Source organism: Pseudonocardia sp. HH130629-09, from assembly GCF_001294645.1.
In the GTDB taxonomy this organism is placed as follows: domain Bacteria; phylum Actinomycetota; class Actinomycetes; order Mycobacteriales; family Pseudonocardiaceae; genus Pseudonocardia.
Genome location: NZ_CP011868.1, coordinates 5,600,418 through 5,617,205, shown reverse-complemented (window position 1 = coordinate 5,617,205; position 16,788 = coordinate 5,600,418). Strand labels below are relative to the sequence as shown.

At 74.3% G+C, this 16,788-nt stretch carries 14 protein-coding genes; 3 read left to right on the top strand and 11 right to left on the bottom strand.

Going from position 1 to position 16,788, the window contains the following annotated elements:
• Window positions 1–15: 15 nt before the first annotated feature.
• From XF36_RS26235 to XF36_RS26195, 9 genes are all read right to left on the bottom strand, one after another.
• Window positions 16–765 (bottom strand): amino acid ABC transporter ATP-binding protein, encoded by a 750-nt coding sequence (locus XF36_RS26235; RefSeq protein WP_060714027.1) that lies wholly within the window; start codon window positions 763–765, stop codon window positions 16–18.
• On the bottom strand, window positions 762–1,625 hold the full coding sequence (locus XF36_RS26230; protein ID WP_060714026.1) for an amino acid ABC transporter permease: 864 nt from the start codon (window positions 1,623–1,625) through the stop codon (window positions 762–764). The genes XF36_RS26235 and XF36_RS26230 overlap by 4 nt, the downstream gene beginning before the upstream one ends.
• A complete protein-coding gene (locus XF36_RS26225) occupies window positions 1,622–2,482 on the bottom strand; it encodes a transporter substrate-binding domain-containing protein (protein WP_060714025.1) in 861 nt (286 codons plus the stop codon). Before XF36_RS26225 ends, XF36_RS26230 begins: the two co-directional genes overlap by 4 nt.
• A gap of 62 nt (window positions 2,483–2,544) precedes the next feature.
• Window positions 2,545–2,985 (bottom strand): hypothetical protein, encoded by a 441-nt coding sequence (locus tag XF36_RS26220; protein ID WP_060714024.1) that lies wholly within the window; start codon window positions 2,983–2,985, stop codon window positions 2,545–2,547.
• Window positions 2,986–3,271: 286 nt separating this feature from the next.
• Window positions 3,272–4,735 (bottom strand): fused MFS/spermidine synthase, encoded by a 1,464-nt coding sequence (locus tag XF36_RS26215; protein WP_202968454.1) that lies wholly within the window; start codon window positions 4,733–4,735, stop codon window positions 3,272–3,274.
• Window positions 4,736–4,757: 22 nt separating this feature from the next.
• A complete protein-coding gene (locus XF36_RS26210) occupies window positions 4,758–5,777 on the bottom strand; it encodes an NADP-dependent oxidoreductase (RefSeq protein ID WP_060714022.1) in 1,020 nt (339 codons plus the stop codon).
• 93 nt (window positions 5,778–5,870) lie between these two features.
• Window positions 5,871–7,034, bottom strand: a complete 1,164-nt coding sequence (locus XF36_RS26205) for an acyl-CoA dehydrogenase family protein (protein WP_060714021.1) — start codon at window positions 7,032–7,034, stop codon at window positions 5,871–5,873.
• Window positions 7,031–9,118 (bottom strand): acetyl/propionyl/methylcrotonyl-CoA carboxylase subunit alpha, encoded by a 2,088-nt coding sequence (locus XF36_RS26200; protein WP_202968453.1) that lies wholly within the window; start codon window positions 9,116–9,118, stop codon window positions 7,031–7,033. Before XF36_RS26200 ends, XF36_RS26205 begins: the two co-directional genes overlap by 4 nt.
• 8 nt (window positions 9,119–9,126) lie before the next feature.
• Window positions 9,127–10,725: a carboxyl transferase domain-containing protein gene (locus XF36_RS26195; protein ID WP_145981517.1), complete on the bottom strand. Its 1,599-nt coding sequence runs from the start codon at window positions 10,723–10,725 to the stop codon at window positions 9,127–9,129.
• Window positions 10,726–10,828: 103 nt separating this feature from the next.
• On the opposite strand from XF36_RS26195, the gene XF36_RS26190 reads away from it, so the two are divergent.
• A complete protein-coding gene (locus tag XF36_RS26190) occupies window positions 10,829–11,518 on the top strand; it encodes a response regulator transcription factor (RefSeq protein WP_020627727.1) in 690 nt (229 codons plus the stop codon).
• Between the two features lie 15 nt (window positions 11,519–11,533).
• On the opposite strand, the gene XF36_RS26185 is transcribed toward XF36_RS26190, so the two are convergent.
• Window positions 11,534–13,705 carry an ATP-binding protein gene (locus XF36_RS26185; RefSeq protein WP_145981516.1) on the bottom strand — a complete coding sequence of 724 codons (2,172 nt, stop codon included), beginning with the start codon at window positions 13,703–13,705 and terminating at the stop codon, window positions 11,534–11,536.
• A gap of 96 nt (window positions 13,706–13,801) precedes the next feature.
• Here XF36_RS26185 and XF36_RS26180 point away from each other — a divergent pair, with 96 nt between their 5' ends.
• Complete coding sequence (locus XF36_RS26180) at window positions 13,802–14,425, top strand: TetR/AcrR family transcriptional regulator (protein ID WP_060714019.1); 624 nt, start codon at window positions 13,802–13,804, stop codon at window positions 14,423–14,425.
• 10 nt (window positions 14,426–14,435) lie between these two features.
• On the opposite strand, the gene XF36_RS26175 is transcribed toward XF36_RS26180, so the two are convergent.
• Complete coding sequence (locus tag XF36_RS26175) at window positions 14,436–16,364, bottom strand: heavy metal translocating P-type ATPase (protein WP_060714018.1); 1,929 nt, start codon at window positions 16,362–16,364, stop codon at window positions 14,436–14,438.
• 100 nt (window positions 16,365–16,464) lie between these two features.
• On the opposite strand from XF36_RS26175, the gene XF36_RS26170 reads away from it, so the two are divergent.
• Window positions 16,465–16,782, top strand: a complete 318-nt coding sequence (locus XF36_RS26170) for an ArsR/SmtB family transcription factor (protein WP_020623405.1) — start codon at window positions 16,465–16,467, stop codon at window positions 16,780–16,782.
• Window positions 16,783–16,788: the final 6 nt, after the last annotated feature.

Below are 16,788 nucleotides of genomic sequence, written 5' to 3'. Positions count from 1 at the left end.
CGACGGCCGCAACCGTCAGCCGAGCCGCCCCGCGGCGATGATGCGGGCGAGGAACCGGCGGGTGCGCTCCTCGACCGGTTCCCCGAGCACCTGCTCCGGCGGGCCCGACTCCAGGACGACGCCCTCGTCGAGGAAGCAGACCCGGTCGGCGACCTGACGGGCGAACCCCATCTCGTGGGTGGCCATCAGGATCGTCACCCCGTCCCGGGCGAGCTCGCGCACGATCTCCAGGACCTCACCGACCAGCTCCGGGTCGAGCGCGGAGGTGATCTCGTCGAGCAGCAGCAGCCGCGGCTGCACGGCCAGCGCCCGCGCGATCGCGACCCGCTGCTGCTGACCGCCGGAGAGACGGTCCGGGTACGCGTCCGCGAAGGCGCCGAGCCCGACCCGCTGCAGGAGCTCCCGGGCACGCCCGTCGGCCTCGTCCGACCCGACGCCGTGCACGACGTGCGGGGCCAGCGCGACGTTCTGCAGCGCCGTCATGTGCGGGAACAGGTTGTAGGACTGGAAGACCACCCCCATCCGCCTGCGGGCCGCGGCGTCGTCGGCGCGGGGGTCGGACACGTCGGTGCCGTCGAGCAGGATGCGGCCGTCGTCGATGTCCTCCAGCAGGTCGACGCAGCGCAGCAGGGTGGACTTGCCCGAGCCGGAGGCCCCGATCAGCGTGACGACCTCGTGTTCGGCGACGGTCAGGTCGATGCCGCGGAGCACGACGCGGTCGCCGTAGGTCTTCACCAGACCGGACACCTCGAGCACCGGGGTCACGAGCCGCTCCGGGCGCGGGTGGCGCGGCGGGCGAACGCGTCGGCGATCCGCCCGGTCGGGGCGGCGAGGGCCACGAACAGCAGCGCGGCGACCACGTAGGGGGTGAAGTTGAACGTGCGGGCGGACTCGATCTGGGCGGCCCGGATCGCGTCCACCGCACCGAGCACGGAGATCAGACCCACGTCCTTCTGCAGCGCGACGAAGTCGTTGAGCAGCGGCGGCAGCACGTTGCGCACCGCCTGCGGGAGCACCACCAGACGCAGCGACTGCCGGTGGGTCAGCCCGAGCGAGCGGGCGGCGGCACGCTGGGAGGGGTGCACCGACTCGATGCCGGCGCGGAACACCTCCGCCACGTAGGCGGAGTAGACCAGCACGAGCGTGAGGGTGCCGAGCACGGCGGCCTCGGTGGGGACCCCCTGCAGACGCAGGGCCGGGAGCCCGAACCCGATGAGGTAGAGGGCCACGAGCAGCGGGACACCGCGGAACAGGTCGACGCAGCCGGTCGCGAGCAGCCGCACCGGGAGGAAGACCGGACCGCGCAGGGTCCGCAGCACCGCGATCAGCAGGCCGAGGACGAGCACCCCGATCTCGGCGACGACCAGGACCCGCAGGTTCAGCCACAGACCGGACAGCACGGCGGGCAGCGACTCCCAGGCGATCTGCGGGTCCAGGAAGGTCTCCCGGACCCGTGGCCAGCCGGGCGATCCGGCCACCGCGGCGACGAGCAGTCCCGCGAAGACCAGAGTCGACGCCAGCGCGATCAGCGTGGACCGGCGGGACCGGGAACGGCGGTACGCGGCGCGTTCCCGGGCCAGCGGGCTCGGGGGCGGCGGCCCGGCGGCCGCGGCGGATGCGCTCATCGCAGCTCGGGAGCCGCCCCGTCGGCCTGGATCCACTGCTGCTCCAGCGCCGCGAGGGTGCCCCGCTCGCGGAGCCGGTCGACGGCGGCGGAGACGCACCCGGTCAGCGGGCTGTCCTTGTCCAGCACCGCACCGAACTGCTCGAGGGTCCCCCCGGCGGGGAGCTGCCCGACGATCGTCGCCTCGGGCAGGTCACTGCCGACGATCTGGAACGCGGTGGGCAGGTCGACGACGAGCCCGTCGGTCTGGCCGTTGGACAGCGCGAGCTTGCCGTCGTCGTTGGTGTTGTAGACCGCGGCCGGGGTGGTCGGGGCGACGGAGGCGTTCAGCTGCTCCAGGCTCGTCGTACCGATCTGGGCGCCGAGCCGGGCGCCCTTCAGCTGGGCGACGGTCGTGGATCGGGCCAGCGGCGAGGTCTTCAGTGCGACGACGGCCTGCCGCACGTCGTAGTACGGGCTGGAGAAGTCGACCGCCCGCCTGCGCTCCTCGGTGATGGAGAACTCGGTGAGGTTCAGGTCGTAGGTCTTGGGGCCCGGCTGGATGGCGGCGTTGAACGGGACGCGCACCCAGGTGACCCGGTCGCGCGGGTACCCGAGATCGTCGGCGACGGCGTAGGCCACGGCGGACTCGAAACCGCGGCCGGACGTCGGGTCGTCGTCGAGGTACCACGGTGGGTAGACCGGCTGGTCGGTGCCGATCGTCAGGGTGCCCTGCGCCAGCGTCGGCAGGGCACCGGGCGCGCAGTCCGCCGCGGCGCCAGCACCGGTCGCGGCGGGGTCGGGCTGCGGCGCACACCCGGCGATCGTGGCCGCGAGCAGTGCTGCGAGCAGGATCGTCGTCGTCCGGGCGCGCGTCATCCCCACATCCTTCACAGGGTGGCGGCCCCGGTCTTCGTGAACCGGGTCACGACACGGTGTCGTCAGTTCTCGTCGCGCCCGGTGAGCGCGTGCTCCAGCTCGTCGGCGAGGTGGACGACCTGGCGGAACGGGAACTCGAACCCGTCGAGCGCGGCCGGTCCGAGTGGGATGGAGTGCCGGAACACCACGACCCCCTCCTCCGCGGCCAGCCCGCCGACCACCGACGGCCCGGCCAGCTCCAGGGCACGGCCGAGGTCGACCTCGCCGAGCCGGGCGACCGGGGACTCGATCTGCACCCACTCCTGGTCCGGGTCGGCGACGGCGGCCGCCGCGTCGGTGACCTCGACGCCGGGCCGGCCCGCGCCCTCCCGCACCCGCTTCACGACGACGAGCTGGTCCCGGTCCTCGGTCGTCGGCAGCCGGAAGCGCAGCTCGTCCGCGCCCTGGCGCACGATCTCGTACCGGACCACGACGTAGGCCTTCAGGTCCTCCCAGGTCGCCACGCCCGTCTCCCCCTCGATCGTCCGACGGGGCCCACCGGACCCCGTCGCCGACCCTAGCGTGATCCGGCCCCCGCACGGCCGGGTCGAGCCTCCCCGGTGGGCCCCGCCTCCCGATGGGCCTCGTCCCTCGATGGGTCCGCCTCACCCGGGCTGCCCGCCGACCGTCCCGAATCGTCCGTGCTCGGACCACTGGCGCCGAGATGCAGCTGACCGGGAGATGGAGATCCACAATTCCCGCTGAGCTGCATCTCGGCGCGGCGGGACGGGGTGGGGAAGGGTCGGCGCCCTACCCCACCAGCCCCGTGGTGATCAGCTGGTCCACCGGGGCGCGGTCGTCGGTCAGGACCGGCGTCCCCGCGGTGAACGCGGCGGTGCGGGCCGGGTCGAGGACCGCGCCCGCTTCACCGGCGCGGGCGACGGCGGCGTCGAGCGCGGCCGGGTCGAGCGGCCGGTCCGAGGCGACGACCACGACGTTCCCGCCCCCGCCGGGGGCGAACTCGTCGGGGCGGGCGAGGAGCATCGTCGTCGCGAACCGGGACTCGACGGTCGCGGTGGCGGCCCGGACCAGGTCGAGCGGGTACCGATCGATCACGTTGAGCACGTAGACCCCGCCCGGGCGCAGCACCCGTGCCACCTCGTCGAGGAACTCGGTGGTGGACAGGTGCCAGGGCACCGAGCGGGCACCGAAGGCGTCGCCCACGACGAGGTCGGCGGAGTCGTCGGGCAGCGCGGCGAGGTTCACCCGGGCGTCGCCGGTCCGGACGGTCGTGCCGGGGATCGTGCCCGCGTCGAGCGACCGGACCCCGAGGTCGATCACGCCGGGGTCCAGCTCCAGCACGGTCGAGGTGCTGCCGGGGCGGGTCGCGGCGAGCCAGCGCGGCATGGTCAGCGCGCCCCCGCCGACGTGCACCGCGTCGACCGGGCGCGGCTGCGGGAACGCGGTGTCGATCGCGGCGGCAAACCGCTTCGTGTAGGCGAACTCCAGGTGCGCGGGGTCGCCGAGGCGCACGTAGGAGTGACGCAGGTCGTCGAGCACCAGGTAGCGACCGGCCGGGTCCGCGGGGTCGGCCCGGACGGCGGCGCAGTAGTAGGTGGTGTCGGCGTCGCAGCGCCCCGGGAGCGCGACGAGCGCGACGGCCAGCAGGAGCGCCGCGGCGCCGCCCTTCGCGATGTCCGAGCGCCGCCGGCGGGGCGCGAGGACGAGCCCGAGTGCGAGGCAGGCAGCGGCGGTGACCAGCAGGATCGCGCTCACCGGCAACAGCGCGACCAGCACGAACCCGGTGAGGAAGGTGCCGGCGAGCGACCCGAGGGTGCCCGCGGCGGACAGCCCGCCGACGACCTCGCCGGAGCGCTCCAGCCCGGTCAGCCGGGCCTTGGTGACGGCCGGGGTGACCGCGGCCAGCGCCGTCACCGAGACCAGGGTGGACGCGGCGACGAGCACGACGGCGGCGTACGGCCCGGCGCCAAGCAGCGGCCCCAGCAGCCGGACCACCGGCCGCACGGCCAGGGTGCCCAGCCCGCCGACGACCAGCATCAGCGCGGCGACGGCGACCGGGTCGCGCTCGTCGGCCCACCGCCCGCCGAGCGAGGCCCCCGCCGCGATACCGGCGAGGGCCACCCCGATCACCGCGGTGGTCGACTCGAGGGTCAGTCCGACGTAGGGCGCGACGAGCCGGGTCGCGAGAGTCTCGACGACGAGGATCGCCGCCCCCGAGACGACGACGGCGGTCCGGGCCATGGCGAGGCGCACCCCGCCATGGTGCCGGTCGGGGTCAGCCCTGCTTCAGCCGGAGCACGAGCTTGCCCGTGTTCTCGCCGCGGAACAGCTTGAGGAACACCTCCGGGAAGTCGTCGACGGTGCCGTCGACGACGTCCTCGCGGCTGTGCAGGCGACCCTCGGCGAGCCAGCCGGCGAGCTCCTTGCCGGCCTCCCGCCAGCGGGGGACGTAGTCCCCGACCAGGAAGCCCTCCATCCGGGCCCGGTTGACCAGCAGGTTCATGTAGTTCTTCGGGCCGGTCATGCCGCCCTCGGCGTTGTACTGGCTGATCGCGCCGCAGAGGACGACGCGGGCGTGCATCGCGAGCCTGCCGAGCACGGCGTCGAGGATCTCCCCGCCAACGTTGTCGAAGTAGACGTCCACGCCGTCGGGGGCGAGCTCCTTCAGCCGCTGCGACACGTTCTCCGAGCGGTAGTCGATCGCGGCGTCGAACCCGAGCTCGTCGGTGATCCACGCGCACTTCTCCGGACCGCCCGCGATGCCGATGACCCGGGCACCCTTGACCTTCGCGAGCTGCCCGACCACCGACCCGACGGCACCGGCCGCACCGGAGACGACGACTGTCTCCCCTTCCTTGAGGGCACCGACGTCGAACAGCCCGAAGTAGGCGGTCATGCCGGTCATGCCGAGCAGCGCGAGGTAGCGCTCCTGCGGCACGTCCGCGGTCGGGGAGACCTTCTGCAGGCCGCGGCCGTCGCTCTCGGTGTACTCCTGGACGCCGAGCACGCCGGTGACGGTGTCGCCGACGGCGAAGTCCGGGTTCTTCGAGGCGACGACCTCACCGAGGCCGAGCGCGCGCATCACCTCGCCGATCCCGACCGGGGGCGCGTACGAGCGGCCCTCGTTCATCCAGCCGCGCATCGCCGGGTCCAGCGAGATGTGGCTGACCCGGACGACGATGCGCCCCTCGCCGGGCTCGGGCACCGGCTCGGTGGTGTGCTCCCACACCTCCGGGCCGGGGGTGCCCTGCGGGCGCGCGGCGAGCCGTACCTGGTGGTTGACCTCGTTGCTCATGACACCGGTCTACCCCGGACACGGGGCGCGGCACCGCATCACGGTCGTCACGCGCGTGACGGGAATGTCGTTCGGTGACCGAACGGATCGTCGTCACAGGCCCAGGTGGCGCGCGATCAGCATCTTCTGCACCTCGGAGGTGCCCTCGCCGACCTCGAGGATCTTCGCGTCGCGGTAGAACCGCCCGACCGGGTACTCGTTCATGAAGCCGTAGCCGCCGAAGATCTGGGTGGCGTCGCGCGCGTTGTCCATCGCCGCGTTCGACGACACGAGCTTGGCGATCGCCGCCTCCTTCTTGAAGGTCGCGCCCGCGACGAGCAGCCGCGCGGCGTGCTGCCAGGCCAACCGGGCGGTGTGCGCGCGGGCCTCCATCTCGGCGATCTTGAACTGGATCGCCTGGTAGGAGCCGATGGTGTTCCCGAACGCCTCGCGCTCACCGGCGTAGCGCACGGACTCGTCGACGCAGCCCTGGGCCAGCCCGGTCGCCAGCGCCGCGATCGCGACCCGGCCCTCGTCGAGGATGGACAGGAACTGGGCGTAGCCGCGACCGCGTTCGCCGAGCAGGTTCGCCTCGGGGACGCGGACGTCGTCGAAGAAGAGCTCGCGGGTGTCGGAGCAGTTCCAGCCGACCTTGGAGTACTTCTCGCTCACCGTGAACCCGGTGGTGCCGGCCGGGACGAGGATCGCCGAGATCTCCTTGCGGCCGTCGGCCTTCTCACCGGTGACGGCGGTGACGGTGACCACCGAGGTGATGTCGGTGCCGGAGTTGGTGATGAAGCACTTCGACCCGTTGATCACCCATTCGCCGCCGTCGAGCCGGGCGGTGGTGCGGGTGGCGCCGGCGTCGGAGCCGCCACCGGGTTCGGTGAGCCCGAAGGCGCCCAGCGCGCGGCCCGCGGCGAGGTCGGGCAGCCAGCGCGACTTCTGCTCGTCGGTGCCGAACCGCAGGATCGGCATGGCACCGAGCCCGACGCCGGCCTCGACGGTGATCGCGACCGAGGAGTCGACCCGCGCCAGCTCCTCCAGGGCCAGGCAGAGGGCGTGGTAGTCACCGCCCTGCCCGCCGTACTCCTCCGGGACGGGCAGGCCGAACAGGCCCATCTCGCCCATCTTCGCGGTGATCGCGTAGGGGAACTCCTCGCGGATGTAGAGGTCCCCGATGACCGGGGCAACCTCGGTGCGCGCGAACTCCTCGACCGCGGCGCGCAGCGCCTCGTACTCCTCGGCGGTGGTGGTGGTGTCCTGGGCGACGGTCATGCCTGCTCCTCCGGTACGGGCTCGACCACGAGCAGCACCGCGTCCTTCGCGACGGTGGCTCCGGCCCGGGCCCTCAGCTCGCGCACCGTCCCGTCGACGGGAGCGGTGAGCACGTGTTCCATCTTCATGGCCTCGACGACGACCAGCTTCTGACCTGCGACGACGGCGTCCCCGTCGGTGACCTCGACGACGGTGACCGTCCCCGGCATCGGCGAGACGACCGGACCGCCCGCACCGCCGGCGATCGCGGCGGCCTCCGTCGGCGCCTGCTCCCGCAGGCTCCAGGCGTGCCCGTCGCGGCCGATCCAGACGACCCCGTCGGGACCCTCGGCGACGGCGAACCGGCGGGTGCGCCCGTCCTGGGTGTGCTCCACGACCCCCGGTGCGACGGCGGCGGTGCGGCACCGGACGGCGGCCGCGGCGGGTGCCGCCGACGCCGGGACGGTGGTGTCCCCCGGAACCCCGTCCGCCGGCCCGTCCGCGGCGGGCAGCGCCAGGTCGAACCCCGTCGCCCGGCCGCGGGCGCGGGCGCGCACCTTGACGGCACCGTCGGCACCCCCGGTGACCAGACGGCTCACCGTCCAGGCGGGCTCCCCGACCCGCCAGCCACCGGGGACGTCGAAGGGGTCCACCACGGGCCCGGCCGGCTCCCGGCGCAGCAGCCCGAGACCGGCGACGGCACCGAGGACGTCGGCGGGGACCGTGTCGTCGACGAGTGCGGCGCCGCGCCGGGCGATCAGCCCGGTGTCGAGGCGCCCGGCGCGGACGTCGTCATCGGCGAGCAGGGCCCGCAGGAACCCGATGTTGGAGTCGAGCCCGAGCAGCACTGTGTCGCGCAGCGCGGCGTCGAGCCTGCGCAGCGCCTCGTCGCGGGTGGCGCCGTGAGCGATCACCTTGGCCAGCATCGGGTCGTAGTCCGACCCGACCACGGTGCCGGTCTCGATCCCGGCGTCGACCCGCACCCCGCGCGGCGGCGTCCAGTCCAGCACCGGTCCGCCGGACGGGAGGAAGGTGAGGGCGTCACCAGAGACTGCGGCGGCCTCGGCGTACACCCGGGCCTCCACCGCGTGCCCGGTGAGCACCACGTCGTCCTGGGTGATCGGCAGCGGCTCCCCGGCGGCGACGCGCAGCTGCAGCTCGACCAGGTCCAGGCCGGTGACCTCCTCGGTGACCGGGTGCTCGACCTGCAGACGGGTGTTCATCTCCAGGAAGAAGAACTCCTCGGGCCGGTCGGAGCTCACGATGAACTCGACGGTGCCCGCACCGGTGTAGCCGACCGAGCGCGCCGCCTCGCAAGCGGCGCGGCCCATCTCCGCGCGCTGCGTGGGGGTGAGCAGAGCCGACGGCGCCTCCTCGATGATCTTCTGGTGGCGGCGCTGCAGGGAGCACTCGCGCTCGCCGAGGTGCACGACGGTGCCGTGCGCGTCGGCCATCACCTGGATCTCGATGTGCCGCGGCGTGGTGACCAGCCGCTCGACGAGCAGGGTGTCGTCGCCGAAGGAACCGCGGGCCTCGCGACGCGCACCGGCGATCGCGTCGGCCAGCTGCTCGGGGGTGTGGACCTCGCGCATGCCCTTGCCGCCGCCGCCGGCCGACGGCTTGAGCAGCACCGGGTACCCGATGTCGGCGACGACGGCGGCCAGGTCGTCGTCGGTCAGGCCGGCGCCGTCGGACCCGGGCACGACCGGCACCCCGGCCTTCGCGACGGTCTGCTTGGCGCGGATCTTGTCGCCCATCGCCTCGATCGCCGACGACGGCGGCCCGACGAAGGCGATCCCCGCCCGTTCGCAGGCGGCGGCGAACGCGGTGTTCTCGGACAGGAAGCCGTAGCCGGGGTGGATCGCCTGCGCACCGGTCGCCCGGGCGGCGGCGAGCACGTTCTCCACCGCCAGGTAGGACTCGCCCGCGGCGGCCGGGCCGATCCGGACGGCCTCGTCGGCGGCGCGGACGTGCGGGGCCACGGCGTCGGCGTCGGAGTACACGGCGACCGACCGGACGCCCAGCGCACGCAGGGTGCGGATGACGCGGACCGCGATCTCGCCGCGGTTCGCGACCAGGACGGTGTCGAACAGTGCCGATCCCATGGGGGGCCTCACATCCGGAAGACGCCGAAGGCCGGGTCGGCCAGGGGCGCGTTGGCGGCGACGGACAGGGACAGCCCGAGGACGGTGCGGGTGTCGGCGGGGTCGATGACGCCGTCGTCCCACAGCCGGGCGGTGGAGTAGTAGGGGTGTCCCTGCTCCTCGTACTGGGCGCGGATCGCGTCCGGGTCGGCGTTGCCGACGGTGCCGAGCACGGTGGCCGCCTGCTCGCCGCCCATGACCGAGATGCGGGCATTGGGCCACATGAACAGGAACCGGGGCGAGTACGCCCGCCCGCACATGGCGTAGTTGCCGGCGCCGAAGGAACCGCCGATGACGACGGTCAGCCTCGGTACCCGGGTGGAGGCGACGGCGGTGACCATCTTCGCGCCGTTGCGGGCGATGCCGCCCGCCTCGTACTCGCGGCCGACCATGAACCCGGAGATGTTCTGCAGGAACACCAGCGGGATGCCGCGCTGGTCGCACAGCTCGACGAAGTGGGCGCCCTTGAGCGCGGACTCGGAGAACAGGATCCCGTTGTTGGCGACGATCCCGACCGGGTGGCCGTGGATCCGGGCGAACCCGGTCACCAGGGTGGTGCCGTACTCGGACTTGAACTCCGCGAACCGGGAGCCGTCGACGACGCGGGCGATCACCTCGCGCACGTCGTAGGGGGTGCGGGTGTCGGTGGGCACCGCGGCGTAGAGCCCGGCGGGGTCGACGGCGGGCTCCTCGGTGAGGCGCACCTCCCACGGCCGCGGGGCGCGCGGGCCGAGCGTCGCGACGATCGCGCGGACCCTGGCGAGCGCGTCCGCGTCGTCGACGGCGAGGTGGTCGGTGACGCCGGAGACCTTCGCGTGCAGGTCCCCACCGCCCAGCTCCTCGGCGGTGACGACCTCACCGGTCGCGGCCTTCACCAGAGGCGGACCGCCCAGGAAGATCGTGCCCTGGTTGCGGACGATCACGGCCTCGTCGCTCATCGCGGGGACGTAGGCGCCACCCGCGGTGCAGGACCCGAGGACGGCCGCGATCTGCGGGATGCCCCGGCCCGACATCTGCGCCTGGTTGTAGAAGATGCGGCCGAAGTGCTCGCGGTCGGGGAACACCTCGTCCTGTTCGGGCAGGTACGCGCCCCCGGAGTCGACCAGGTACACACACGGGAGCCGGTTGTGCAGCGCCACCTCCTGCGCGCGCAGGTGCTTCTTGACCGTCATCGGGTAGTAGGTGCCGCCCTTGACGGTCGCGTCGTTGGCGACGACCACGACCTCCCGGCCGGCGACCCGCCCGACCCCGGTGATCATCCCGGCGCCGGGGGCCTGGTCGTCGTACATGCCGTGGGCGGCCAGCGGGGACAGCTCCAGGAACGGCGACGACGGGTCGACCAGCGCGTCCACCCGGTCGCGCGGCAGCAGCTTCCCGCGTTCGACGTGCCGGGCCCGCGAGCGCTCCGGCCCGCCGAGCCGGGTCCGCTCCAGCCGGGCGCGCAGGTCGGCGACCAGGGCGCGGTGCGCGGCGTCGTTCTCCACCGCGCGCGGGTCGGCCGGGTCCACCGCCGTGCCGAGCCGCGGGGCCTCCGGGGCCGGCGCGGGTGGGGCCTGCGGTGCCGTCATCGGACCTCCCGGTGAACGCTGTCTGTTAATGACTGTTAACAGGTTAGCGGTTGTTAACACGCGTCGTCCAGAGCGGGCGGCGGCGACCTCTACTCTGGGAGACGTGCGCCTGCTGCTGGTCGAGGACGAGAAGCCGCTCGCCGAACTGGTCCGCCGGGGCCTGACCGGGGAGGGGCACGAGGTGGAGGTCGCACACGACGGCCCCACCGGCCTGCAGCTCGCGCTGACCGGCCGGCACGACGTGGTCATCCTCGACATCATGCTGCCGGGCCTGTCGGGCTACCGGATCCTGCAGCACCTGCGCGACCGGGGCGTGTGGACGCCGGTGCTCATGCTGACCGCCAAGGACGGCGAGTACGACGAGGCCGACGCCTTCGACCTCGGCGCGGACGACTACCTGACCAAGCCGTTCTCGTTCGTCGTGCTGCAGGCCCGGCTGCGCGCGCTGCTGCGCCGGGCCGGGGAGGCCGCACCGACCGTCCTGCGGGTCGGGGACCTCACGCTGGACCCGGGGACCCACCGGGTCCACCGCGGCGAGACCGAGATCCCGCTGACCCCGCGCGAGTTCGGCGTGCTCGAGCACCTGATGCAGAACACCGGACAGGTCGTGACCAAGACCGACATCCTGCGCTCGGTCTGGGACGCCCACTACGACGGCGAGGTCAACGTCGTCGAGGTCTACGTCGGCTACCTGCGCCGCAAGATCGACGCACCGTTCGGGACGCACAGCATCGAGACGCTGCGCGGCGTCGGCTACCGGATGTCCGAGCCCGCGCCCGCGCCGCCCCGCTGACCTGCGGGGCCCCGCTCAGCGACGACGGTCGGACGGCCGCCGCGGCGACGGCGTGACGACCGGCTCGCGCCCGGCCAGCGCGGGCTGGCGCCCGGCGTCCCGGGTGTCACGTGCCTCGCGGGTCGTCTCCCGACCGGCGACGGCGGTGCCGGCGCGGCCCCGCTGCTCCCGCGGCGTGACGACCGGCAACGGCCGGGTGGCGTTCTCGTCGAACGGGCTGCCGACGGTGTTCGGCCGGATCGGCAGCGGGCCTGTCGGCGGGTCGAGACGACTGTGGGCGGGCGGTGCGGACACGTCGTCCTCCGGGTCGGGCGGGGCCGTCCCCGGAGCGCTGTCCGAGGGCCGGCCGTCCGTGCCCGAGCCGTGGGTGACGGCCGGGTCACCGGGCGTGCGCATCATGCCATCCGGACCGGGGGTCCCGCGTGGCGACGCGCCCTGCACCGCCCCGGCCCGCACCGCGACGTGCTCGGCCGCCCCGCGGTCGGCATCGTCCTGCCCGCCGTGCCCCACCCAGGCGTCCGGGCCGAAGTCGGCGGGCTCCTCCTCCCGCGCACACCGGGACCTGGTGGTCACCCGCGGGATCGGACCGGAGGGCCGGTCGTCGCACAGCTCCGCGGACGGCCCGGCGTCGGCGCCGGTCTGCTCGGCACCGACCGGCTCGGGGGTCTCCTCCTCGGGCAGCGGCGCCGGCGCGGCGGGCACGGTGACCCGGAACCGGGCCCCGCCCAGCTCCGGCGACGAGGTCGCCTCCACCGTCCCGCCGTGCGCCGCGACCAGCTCGGCGACGATCGCGAGGCCGAGCCCGGAGCCGCCGTCGCCGCGCGCGCGGGCTTCGTCGAGCCGGACGAAGCGCTCGAAGACCCGGGCGCGGTCGGCCTCGGGGACGCCGTTGCCGTCGTCGTCGACCTCGATCACGGCGACGCCGTCCTCGGCACGGACCGACACCGCGACCGTCGACGACGCGTGCCGCTTGGCGTTGTCGACCAGGTTGCGCAGCACCCGGACCAGCTGCCCGCGGTCACCGACCACCCGGACGGGCTCGCTGGTCACCCGGACCGCGACGGCGGTCTCGGCCGACGGACGCTCCCGCTCGGCGTCGGCGATCTCGTCGAGGTCGACCTCCTCGCGGCGCGGCGCGATGCCGCGCTCGTCGGCGCGGGCGAGGAACAGCAGGTTCTCGACCAGGCCGGTCAGCCGGGAGGCCTCCCCGCGCAGCACGTCGACGGTGGCCCGGTCCGCGGAGGACTCCGGCATCCCGGAGCCGAGCAGCTCCAGCCCGGTCGACACGGTCGCGAGCGGACTGCGCAGCTCGTGGCTGGCGTCGGCGACGAAGCGGCGCTGGGTGGCCTGGGAGGACTCGAGCCGCCCGAGCATCTGGTTCATGGTGCGGGCGAGGCGGCCGACCTCGTCGCGCGCGACGGGTTCGTCGACACGCTGGGACAGATCCTTGTCCCCCATGCCCGCGACCCGGGCGCGCATGTCCTCCACCGGGCGCAGCGCGCGACCGGCGAACAGGTAGGTGAAGCCGCCGGCGACCAGCACCAGCAGCGGCACACCGCCCGCGACGAGCCAGGTGACCAGGTCGACGGCCCGGTGCATCTGGTCGGTCGGCTGGGCGGAGTAGATCGTGATCGGCCGGTCGAAGGCCCGCACACCGAGCCCGACGACCATCATGTCCTCGGCCTCCAGCGGGCCGGACCGAGGGTCGAGCCCCGGGCCCCCGGCGTCGTGGTAGGTGACCGGCACGTCCATCTGGGACCGCGTCTCGTGCGGGGCGAGGACCCAGTCCACCAGCTGCGGCCGGTCGTCCAGCGGCTCGGAGGCGGCGAACACCTCGATGTTGCGCCCCTGGCCGTTCGACCCGACGCGGTCGTCCGGGGCACCGGTCCGGTCGCTCCAGGCGGTCACGACCTGCACGAAGTCGGTCCGGCGGGCGGTGGTGACCACCGCGTTCTCCTTGGCCGGGTCACCGGGGCGGTAGTCGGCGAAGTTCGCCTGGATCCGCTCGGCGACCTGCTGGGCGTTCGCCAGCAGCGCCTCCTCGGTGTTGCGCTTGAGCTGGCCCTCCAGGATCAGCACCAGCGACACACCGGCGACGACGAGCACCATCGCGACCGCCGCGGCCGCCGCCAGGGCGGACGCCGCGCGCACGCCGAGACGCTCACGCATCCGGCGCAGGGTCCTCATCACGCCCACGAGGGTATCGTCGCCGACCTGTGCGCGACCTGAGACGGACCGCACCAGGCGTTAACATCCGTTAACCGACGACGCTACGATCACCCGATGGCCGCAGCAGGCGCCTCTCCCCGGGACGGCGCGGGCACGCGCACGGAGGCCCCGTCACGGCGCGAGCAGATCCTCACCGAGGCGGCCCGACTGTTCGCCCGGCACGGCTTCCACGGGGTGAGCATCGCCGACCTGGGCGCCGCGGTCGGCGTCAGCGGCCCCGCGCTCTACCGGCACTTCCCCGGCAAGGAGGCGCTGCTCGCGGAGCTGCTCATCGACATCTCCGAGCGGTTGCTCGACGGCGGACGGGCCCGCGTGCACCACGACGACCCGCGGGCCGCGCTGGCCGACCTCGTCGACTTCCACGTCGCGTTCGCGACCCGCGAGCCGGAGCTGATCGTCGTGCAGGACCGGGACCTCGCGAACCTGCCCGAGGAGCCGCGCCGCACCGTGCGACGGCTGCAGCGCACCTACGTCGAGCTGTGGGTGGACACCCTGCGCCGGGTGCACCCCGACGTCGCCCCGGCCGAGGCCCGCACCGTCGCACACGGGGTGTTCGGCCTGCTCAACTCCACGCCGTACGCACCGCGGGCCGAGCAGCCGTCCGCGCGCGGGGCGGACGCCCGGGCCGCGGTGCTGCGCCGGATGGCGCTGGCCGCGCTGGACGCCGCCCCCGAGTGAGGGGCGGGCCTCAGACGCCGACGCGCTCCCGCTCGACCGGCACGGCCGGCGCGACGGCGGACCGGGCCCGCCGGTCCTCCCGGCGCGCGACGACGAGCAGCCGCAGCCCGTTCAGGCACACCAGCACCGTGGACAGCTCGTGCCCGGCGACGCCGACGACCAGGGGCAACGTCCCGACCAGGTCCCACCCGGCCAGGACGACGATCACCGTGGCGGCGAAGGCCAGGTTCGCCCGCGCGATCCGCCGTGCCCGCCGGGCCAGCACCACCAGCGGCGCGAGCGAGCCGAGCGGGTCCCGGGTGAGCACGCCGTCGGCGGCCTCCAGGGACAGCGCCCCCGCCCCCTCGGAGACGACGAGCCCGACGTCGGCCGAGGCGAGCAGCGGCGCGTCGTTGATGCCGTCACCCGCGGCGAGCACCCGGCGCCCCCTGGCCTGCTCGGCGCGGACGACCTCGACCTTCCCGTCGGGCAGCAGCCCCGCCCGGACCCGGGTCAGGCCGAGCCGGCCGGCGAGCACCCGGGCCGGGCGCTCGGCGTCGCCGGTGAGGACCTGCGGCTCGCCGCCGACCTCACGGCGCAGCGCGGCCAGCGCGTCCGCGGCACCCGGGCGCGGCTCGTCGGACAGCCCGAGCACCCCGGCGGGCTCGCCGGCCACCAGCACCACGACGGCGGTCCGCCCCGCCTCCTGCAGCGCCGCGACCCCGGGGACCTCGACGTCGCCGGCGAGCTCCGGGCGCCCGACGGCGACGCTCCGCCCGTCGACGACGGCCCGCACCCCCTCGCCCGGGACCGCGGTGAACCCCTCGGCCCGTGGCAGCCGCAGACCGCGCTCCAGGGCGTGCGCGCGGACCGCCCGGCCCAGCACGTGCTCGCTGCCGGCCTCGGCGGCCCCGGCCAGGGCGAGCAGCTCGTCGGCGGGCCGGGACCCAAGCGGGGTCACCGACACCACCTGCGGGCGGCCGGAGGTCAGCGTGCCGGTCTTGTCCAGCACCACGGTGTCGACCTCGGCGAGCGCCTCCAGCACGGTGACGTCCTTGACCAGCGTTCCGCGCCGGCCGGACACCGCGACCGCGGCGAGCAGCGGCGGCATCGTCGCGAGCACGATCGCGCACGGCGAGGCCACGATCATGAAGACGATCGCGCGGAGCAGTGTCTCGGTGAACGGGGCACCGAGCAGCAGCGGCACGGTGAGCAGCAGGACCGTCCCCACGACGACCAGCACCGAGTAGCGCTGCTCGACGCGCTCGATGAACAGCTGGCGGCCCGCCTTGGTCTCCGCGGCCCGCTCGACCTGCGCCGCGACCCCCGCGACGACGGTGTCCGCCGCGTCCCGCGAGACCCGGACCCGCAGCACGCCGGTGCCGTTCACGGTGCCCGCGAGCACCGTGTCGCCGGGGCCGGTGCGGGCCGGGACCGGCTCCCCGGTCAGTGCGGAGGTGTCGACCTCCGACACCCCGTCGAGCACGGTGCCGTCGCCGGGGATCCGCTCCCCGGGACGGACGACGACGACTTGTCCCGCGACGAGCCCGGCCGCCGGGACGGTGCGCTCGGCACCGTCGTCGTCGACGACGACGGCCGTCTCCGGGGCGAGGTCGAGCAGCGCGTCGATGCTGGCCCGGGTACGGGCGGTCATGACCGACTCCAGCGCCCCGGACGTCGCGAAGATGACGATGAGCAGGCCGCCGTCGAACCACTGTCCGATCGCCGCCGCCGCGACCGCGGCGACGATCATCAGCAGGTCGACGTCGAGCCGCTTCTCCCCGAGCGCACGCAGGCCCTCGAGCGCGGGCTCCCAGCCGCCGAGGACGTAGCAGGCCAGATAGAGGCCGACGACCACCGCGGACGGCGCGCCGAGCAGGTCGGCCCCGAGCGCGGCCAGGAAGGCCAGCAGGGCGGCCCCGGCCCAGCGGACCTCGGGGAGGGGGAGAGCGGATCGCATGCGTGGAACCGTATCTGCGCATGCACGAAGATATGCAGTCAGCCATCCAGATGCTGAGACGGTGGGCCATCCGCGCAGTCACGCAGGTATTCTCGGCGGCGTGCACGAGTCCATTCCCGGCTTCGCGATGCCGCCCGAGGACGAGGTCCGCCGGGTGGCGGACGCGATGCGCATGCTTTCCGACCCGACCCGGGTCAAGATCCTCTGGGCGCTGATGCAGGGCGAGTCCTCGGTGGCCTGCCTGGCCGACCTCGTCGGCGCCGCCCCCACCGCGGTGAGCCAGCACCTGTCGAAGCTGCGACTCTCGGGCCTGGTGGAGAACCGGCGCGAGGGGACCTACGTCTACTACACGGTGGAGGACGCGACGGTCCGCGCCGTGCTGGAGCGCGTGCTCGGGCAGGTCGACACCGTCGAGTGATGACTC

Bases quoted from the DNA above. Each gene is read 5' to 3' on its own strand.
- XF36_RS26185 (WP_145981516.1), bottom strand. From the start codon at position 13,705: ATGAGGACCCTGCGCCGGATGCGTGAGCGTCTCGGCGTGCGCGCGGCG.
- XF36_RS26205 (WP_060714021.1), bottom strand. From the start codon at position 7,034: ATGACCGTCGCCCAGGACACCACCACCACCGCCGAGGAGTACGAGGCG.
- XF36_RS26230 (WP_060714026.1), bottom strand. From the start codon at position 1,625: ATGAGCGCATCCGCCGCGGCCGCCGGGCCGCCGCCCCCGAGCCCGCTG.
- XF36_RS26210 (WP_060714022.1), bottom strand. From the start codon at position 5,777: ATGAGCAACGAGGTCAACCACCAGGTACGGCTCGCCGCGCGCCCGCAG.
- XF36_RS26225 (WP_060714025.1), bottom strand. From the start codon at position 2,482: ATGACGCGCGCCCGGACGACGACGATCCTGCTCGCAGCACTGCTCGCG.
- XF36_RS26200 (WP_202968453.1), bottom strand. From the start codon at position 9,118: ATGGGATCGGCACTGTTCGACACCGTCCTGGTCGCGAACCGCGGCGAG.
- XF36_RS26175 (WP_060714018.1), bottom strand. From the start codon at position 16,364: ATGCGATCCGCTCTCCCCCTCCCCGAGGTCCGCTGGGCCGGGGCCGCC.
- XF36_RS26195 (WP_145981517.1), bottom strand. From the start codon at position 10,725: ATGACGGCACCGCAGGCCCCACCCGCGCCGGCCCCGGAGGCCCCGCGG.
- XF36_RS26180 (WP_060714019.1), top strand. From the start codon at position 13,802: ATGGCCGCAGCAGGCGCCTCTCCCCGGGACGGCGCGGGCACGCGCACG.